This is a genomic window from Xenorhabdus sp. PB30.3 (genome assembly GCF_963895965.1).
GTDB classification, from domain to species: Bacteria; Pseudomonadota; Gammaproteobacteria; order Enterobacterales; family Enterobacteriaceae; genus Xenorhabdus; species Xenorhabdus stockiae.
The window spans coordinates 1-7,073 of sequence record NZ_CAWQMW010000042.1 but is presented as its reverse complement, the minus strand read 5'-3'; the positions used below and the strand labels follow the sequence as shown (position 1 = coordinate 7,073).

Annotated in this window: 4 protein-coding genes; 1 reads left to right on the top strand and 3 read right to left on the bottom strand. The window is 49.2% G+C overall.

The features are described from left to right. Window positions 1-266 precede the first annotated feature (266 nt). Window positions 267-2,441: an RHS repeat-associated core domain-containing protein gene (locus tag AACX38_RS03760; RefSeq protein ID WP_228865758.1), complete on the top strand. Its 2,175-nt coding sequence runs from the start codon at window positions 267-269 to the stop codon at window positions 2,439-2,441. A 61-nt stretch (window positions 2,442-2,502) separates the two neighbouring features. Here AACX38_RS03760 and lhgO read toward each other — a convergent pair whose 3' ends face one another. The 3 genes from lhgO to AACX38_RS03745 are packed head-to-tail and all read right to left on the bottom strand — an operon-like array spanning window position 2,503 to window position 6,761. After that, the gene (gene lhgO / locus AACX38_RS03755) at window positions 2,503-3,693 is read right to left on the bottom strand and encodes an L-2-hydroxyglutarate oxidase (RefSeq protein WP_228865757.1); all 1,191 of its coding nucleotides are present in this window, start codon (window positions 3,691-3,693) and stop codon (window positions 2,503-2,505) included. Further along, entirely contained in the window at window positions 3,686-5,650 is a 1,965-nt protein-coding gene (locus AACX38_RS03750) for a TRAP transporter permease (protein WP_228865756.1), read from the bottom strand. Before AACX38_RS03750 ends, lhgO begins: the two co-directional genes overlap by 8 nt. 55 nt (window positions 5,651-5,705) lie before the next feature. Continuing rightward, on the bottom strand, window positions 5,706-6,761 hold the full coding sequence (locus tag AACX38_RS03745) for a TAXI family TRAP transporter solute-binding subunit (RefSeq protein ID WP_228865755.1): 1,056 nt from the start codon (window positions 6,759-6,761) through the stop codon (window positions 5,706-5,708). Window positions 6,762-7,073 lie beyond the last annotated feature (312 nt).

The following is a 7,073-nucleotide window of genomic DNA, read 5'->3' as shown; positions in this document are numbered from 1 at the left end:
GCGTCAGCCCGCTGCCGGACACCGTGACAGATGCTGTGGGGCAGACGGTGACGATGCAATATGAGCCGCGGCTGGGCAATGTCCCTGTCCGTGTGGACGCCCCGGGCCTCATCCAGCAGTTTACCTATCAGGGGAAAAATGGGGCGCTGACCCGGTCGGAGGCGGTCGGACAGGCCACGTTGCAACGCTCTTATACCCCGGCGGGGCTGCTCAAAGAGGAAACGGTGAAGTTTGACGATGCGGGCGCCGGGCCGGCGCGCCGTGCCGTGTATCACTACACCCCGACCGGTCAGCTCACGGCCTGTCAGGATATGGCGGGGGTCGTGCACCGGCTGCAGTTTGATGGGCTGGGCCGGCCGGTGAAGGCGGTGGATGAGGCGGTGACGGTGACCCTCCGGTATGATGCGGCCGGGCGGACAGACCGCTGGACGGTGCAGGACAATGCCGGCCGGCAGCAGTTGGTGACAACCCTGATCTTTGATGATTTCAGCCGGGAAATTGAGCGGCGGATTGAAAGCGGGCCGGACAGACTGACCCTGAGCCAGACTTATACCCTGACCGGGCAACTGGCGAGCCGGACCACCGCGGTCGGGCCGGCAAACGGCCCCCAGCCCGCGGTGCCATTGCGGGACGAGTCTTATACCTACGATGCCCACCGCCGCTGGCTGACGGATTATCGCTGTTCGGGCACGGAATGCCCGCGGGATGCGTACGGGCAGACCCTGAGCCGCCAGCAGTTTACCTATGACCGGCTGGGCAACCTGCTGACCTGTCTCACCACCCTGGCGGACGGCAGTCAGGACACGGCCTGTTTCAGTTACGCGAATCCGGCCGACCCCTGCCAGCTGACGAAAATCACCCATAACCACCCGGCCTATCCGGCCACGATTGTACTCACTTACGATAAAGCCGGGCGGCTGATTGAGGATGAGTCGCATCGAATGCTGGCCTATGACGGGCTGGGCCGGCTGGCCTCCGTCACGCAGGCGGGGAGCACACAGACTTACGGTTATGATGCCAGCGGGCGGCTGGCGTTGCAGTGGCGGGACAAGGCGGACACCCGGGAGCTGTACTATCAGGGGGCGAGCCGGGTGGCAGAAATTCAGCGGGAAAGCGGCGCGGTTACGCGGCTGGTGCAAGCGGGCAGGGCGCCCGCGGCGAGTGTCACGGCTGACGGCGTGCATTTACTGGGCACTGACGGGCCGGGCAGTGTGCTGCTGAGCCGTCACAATGACCGGACCTCGCGTTTTCGCTATACCCCGTACGGGCAGCAGGCGGCGGCGGACAGTGACCCGGATTTACCGGGCTATAACGGGGAGCGGCAGGACCCGGCCGGAGGCGGGTATCATCTGGGCAACGGCTACCGGACGTATAACCCGGTCCTGATGCGGTTTACGGCGCCGGACAGCCTCAGCCCGTTCGGGGCCGGGGGGCTGAACCCGTATGCATACTGCCTGGGCGATCCGATCAACCGGACCGATCCGAGTGGGCATCTGAGTGTGGGCAGTATTCTGGGAATAGCGTTAGGCCTGTTTGGAATGGTCGCGGAGTTGGCCGCGGTCATTCCAACGGGAGGGGCTTCCCTGACGCTGAGTGGGGCGATTTTGGCCGGGGTTGGTTTTTTAGGGGCCGCGACCGGGTTTGCCAGTGCTGTGACAGAGGACAGTAATCCGCAGGCGTCTACTGTTTTGGGCTGGATTTCAATGGGATGCGGGGCGGTCAGTCTGGGTAGTTTGGCACTTGGTAAAATGGTTCGTGGGTTACGGCAGGCGGAAGCTCAGCTACAAAGTAGTTTTAGTTTTGGTTCCAGTGTAAGGGCTGCGGCGGCGGGAGAAAGTGAGGTTCCCAGAACAATAGAAGCAGTTGCAGCGGAGACAACTAGAGCTACTGAGACAGCCAATACAACAAGGGCAGCAGCGGCAATTGAGACAACTGCAAGAAGCACATTAGAATCTTTTGATAGAGCAAATGCGGCAGGGTGGGTACAGGAAGTCATGAGTAATGGATATAGAACGGTGCAGTTTGATTTTCCTCCACTCGCTCAGATGACAGAAAGCATGCAGCAAGATTTTAACGCACTACAGCGCTTGGGATTTGCTTATCAGACAACGGGTGGAGGAATTAGGTTAACAATGGATAACGGAGTACTTTTGAATGCGGGGGGCAGAGCGGTACAAAGATTTATAAACATTAGAAGTGTAACTGTACGTGAACTATATGCACCATTTATAAATGAAATTAATCCGACAGCGGTTAGTACTATCAGTAGATTTCGTTATGAGGAAGGTACTCGCAGGCTTGAATATATGATTTCTGAACGTCAAAGACGTTATATTGATACACGTTTTGAAATTGGTGACTTGGAGACTTCTGGGTGGAATAGGCAATGGAGAGATGCGCATCTCTCCGGAATGGTTGCTGACTTACTGCGATTGCTATAATAAGTGATCAGGCAGCGCATAGTAATTAATCTATACGCTGCCTTTTAAAAAATCATTACCATTAAATTAATTCAAAATACCGTCTTACAAGTTCTCTCCCAATCTCAAATGATGCAGTAGCCGCTGGCGAGGGAGCATTACAAACGTGTAATGACCGGCGACCGGTTACAAAGTGAAAATCATCCACTAGTTTACCCTCGGGCGTGACTGCCTGAGCACGGACACCCGCTGGCCCCGGAGTAATGTCTTCAGGACGTAAATCGGGAATAAGCTGGCGGGCATTTTCAGTAAATAGCTGATGTGAGAATGAGCGGCGCATTTCTGCGATTCCTTCACTTAAATAACGTGAAGCAATTTTCCAGACACCTTTGTAAGTCAGTATTTCCGCCATATCCCGCAGGTTACAATCTGTCCGGCGATACCCCTCGCGTTTAAATGCCAGTACCGCATTGGGCCCCACATCCCGTTTGCCATTATGCATACGGGTGAAATGAACACCTAAAAATGGGAAATCAGGATTAGGAACGGGATAAATCAAGTGATTGACCAGATAGTTTTTATCACTATTCAGCACATAATATTCGCCGCGAAATGGCACGATTTTCATACCAGTATCGTAACCTGCCAGTTGAGCTATTCTGTCACTCTGTAAGCCGGCACAGTTCACCAGCCATTTTGCCTGATAAGTGCGTTGTTGGGTTTGAACTTCGATAGAATCACTGTGTTCCCGGATAGTTTGTACAGATTGTTGGCAGTGAATATCTCCACCTCTGATCTGGATGATTTCAGCCAGTTTTGCTGCAATTTCCGGATAATTGACGATCCCGGTATCCGGGACCAGAATGGCTTCAAGGCCATTGACATAAGGTTCACGCTCCTTCAAAGCCGCCTGTGATAACCGACTAACCTGAAGACCATTTTGCAAACCCCGCTGATAGATATTTTCCAGTAAAGAAAGCTCTTTCAATTGTGTTGCAACAATCACTTTGCCACAGCGATCATAGTATAGGCCGTGTTCCTGACAAAACTGATATATCGTCTGGTTCCCTTTTTTCGCCAGATTGGCTTTCAGACTACCGGGCGTATAATAAATACCCGAATGAACAACATTACTGTTATGCCCGCTTTGATGCGTAGCTACGCATTTTTCTTTATCCAGTACCAGCAAACGTAAATGTGGGTGCTGTTCCTGTAGCGCATTGGCTGTACCAAGCCCGACTAACCCTGCCCCGATGATAATCACATCATACATTATGCGGTTCCTTCCTTATTGCTGTTGTCTGATATTGTTTATAGCGCAGCAAGTGAATAACACCAGATAACACAATCAGCGCCATTCCCGCCAAATCGGTTAATACGCCCGGCTTAATTAAAAGAAGAGCAGCAATCGTAAAGAAAATCCTTTCCAGCCAGTGCGCTTTTATCATCCAGAAATTGGCAGTGGCAATAGAGAGGGAATAAATGCCAATCAATGCAGTTATTATCATATAAAGAATAGAAAGCACACTTAACTCACTGCCCTGCATCAATAGCGCCGGGTTATACACCAGAATAAAAGGAATAATAAAACCGGGCAAAGCCAGCCGGACAGCACTCCATGATGTCTGCATGGGATCAGAGCGAGCGATACTGGCGGCTGTGTAGCTGGCAAGGGCAACTGGAGGGGTGATATTGGATAATGCCCCGAACCAGAAAACAAAGAAATGTGCCGCTAAGGGCAGAACTCCTGCTTTAATGAGAATTGGTGATACGGTGACGGCGACAACAATATATAACGCTGTGGATGGCAAGCCCATGCTGAGCACGATACAGACTACCATTACAACCAGCAGGATCATCCATAGTGTGTTATCTGTCAGGGAAACAATGTTGAAAGCAAGGGTAGAGCCGATACCGGTCATAGTCACAACGCAGATAATGATACCAATAGCAGCACAGGCAACAGTAACCTGGATGGCTCCACGAGCGGCTTCATTCAGGGCATTGGCTATTTTTTTTGGTGTCATCCGTACCGAAGTATCCGGCGTGATCCAGCTTGCAACAATAATTGCAATAATGCCGAGGAAGCCGGCATAAATGGGTGTTTTTCCTGCTAATAATGTGCCGATTACGATAAAAAGGGGCAGTAGCAGTAACCCACGCGCTTTCAGTACGGCTTTTACCTGTGGAATACTTTCCTTGCTGATGCCTTTTAAACCCTGTTTTTTGGCTTCCAAATCAATGGCAATAATCAGGGAAGCGTAATAGAGCAGTGCGGGAATAATGGCGGCAAGCACAATAGTGGTGTAAGAGATACCGAGAAAACCTGCCATGATAAAAGCGGCTGCGCCCATGATAGGGGGCATAATCATACCGCCGGTTGATGCTGCCGCTTCGACGGCTCCGGCAAAGCGTGGCGACAGGCCAATGCTTTTCATCAGTGGAATGGTGAAAGTCCCTGTTGTCGCTACATTGGCAACTGCGCTCCCACTGAGTGAGCCTGTCAGCGCCGATGAAATGACAGCGACCTGTGCAGGCCCGCCTCTGCGACGTCCGGCGATTGCCAGAGCCAGATCATTGAACAATGCTGTCGCACCACTGACACTCAAAAATGAACCAAACAGGATAAAGACAATGATCGCTGTCGATGCTGTTGACAGTGTGATCCCGAAAATTCCTTCACCGGTCATAAACAGACGGAATAACAGACGCTCGATAGAAAAACCGGCATGTCCGAAAATGCCGATAAAATATTGGCCGAATAAAGCATACACAATAGCGAAAACAGATAATCCCGGAATGAAATAACCCGTTGTTCTTCTTGCCGCTTCAAGTAATAGGGCAATGCCAACGATAGCCATCACATAATCGGTGGTATTGGGAATACTGTTTCTGACAACATGTAAATCGATATAAGTAAAATAGAAATAGCCGTAACTGATCAGAGTAAGCAGGATGATAAGATAATCCCAAAGATTGAGTTTTGCTGTCGCCTGCTGTCTGGAAACCGGAAAGAGTATAAAGCCCAGTACCAGAATACCGCCAAGAAAGATCACATTACGGTAAAATTCCTGTGTATTAGATAACGCATTAGCGTAGATGGCATAAAGAGAAATAGCGATCGCCAGCAGGGTAGCTATCTGTTTGTAAGGACTGATTAAATGGCGATTACCGGAACCGGATTCCTTATCCAGTTCAGCAGAAGACGATGTTAATGGCGCAATACTCATAATAATTCCTTATGAAAACACATAATCGGACGGGAAAGGGCTTACAATTTGCTCATTACTTAGGCTGAGCTGTGGCTGCATGAATTTCCGGCGGGATAAGATCATCAGGAATAGGCAGCCCGATTTCCCGGTAATATCTGTAAGCTCCCGGATGCAGCGGAACGGCAACGCCTTTAAGGGCATTTTCCGGGGAAATATATTTGGCGGCGCTGTGGATTTGATGAACTTCTTTCAGGTTCTCAAACATTGATTTTGTTAATTCATAAACGATTTTTTCATCAATCTCGCGAGTGGTCATCAGAATATTGGGCTGAGCAATTGTGTGAACAGTTTCACTTTGACGGGGGTAAGTTTCTGGCTGAATGACGAAACGAAACCAGGAATTCGCGATAGCATTAATCTGCTTCAATTGCTGATCGGTCACATTCAGGATACGGGCAGAGACACCGCTGGCGTACATATCCGTGACCGCTGAGGCGGGAACCCCCGCAGGTATTGCGCCACCATCAAGACGGCCATCGCGCATTGCGGAAACGGTATCGCTATAGCCGAGATATTCCGGGCTAATACTTTTCTTACTAAGGTTGACCCCTTGTAAAATAATCAACGTAGATTGCTCTGTGCCACTGGCTTGTGGACCAACGGAAAAACGGGTATTGGCGATGTCGTTTAACGTACCCTCTTTGATTTTATCGTCCATCATCACAAAGTGTTCGACATTAGGCCAGAGTACTGAGATGGAACGCAGATCCTGATAAGGCCGGTTTTCGAAATTACGGACACCCTGATAGGCTTCGACAGCAATCAAACTTTGTAAAATAACAAGCTGTGCCTCATTTTTCTGGAGTAAATCAATATTCTCAATTGAACCTGCGGAAGACTGACCTGTGACCTGAATATTTTCATCCTTGAGATGATGGCTCCATACATTGGCAAGCCCGACACCTATCGGGTAAAAGGTTCCTCCTGTGGATGCCGTGGCAACGGAAAGAAATCGTTTATCGGCATTCTTCATTTTTCCAATAATAGCCATGAAAATTAAGGCAATAGCAGCGATGACTGCCAACAGTGCTTTTGTTCTTTTGGGTGTTAATATTTTTGTGACTGACATAATAGGGTTTACCGAAAATTGTGTGATTGATGATGTGGTGTTTCATTTATAGTTAACGTAAGTATGAACTTATCTGTTTTTCTTTTTGTAAATGACTGCATTATGTTATGAGATAGTTTAATGAGTCATAAAGAAGGTAAAATATAAATATAATTGCCACAATCATAAATCTAATGGTTTTACGGGGTTTTATTGTGAAAATTTGAACGGAGTCACGTCTTTATCAATAAAGGTAAAAATTAAATTAATTTAAATAATTTATTGGGTAACAATGATTAATCTATGGTTTTATTTGTATATTGTAGATGGAAA

What these genes read in the sequence shown, in the direction of transcription:
- lhgO (WP_228865757.1), bottom strand. Translation starts at nt 3,693, where the DNA reads ATGTATGATGTGATTATCATCGGGGCAGGGTTAGTCGGGCTTGGTACA.
- AACX38_RS03745 (WP_228865755.1), bottom strand. Translation starts at nt 6,761, where the DNA reads ATGTCAGTCACAAAAATATTAACACCCAAAAGAACAAAAGCACTGTTG.
- AACX38_RS03750 (WP_228865756.1), bottom strand. Translation starts at nt 5,650, where the DNA reads ATGAGTATTGCGCCATTAACATCGTCTTCTGCTGAACTGGATAAGGAA.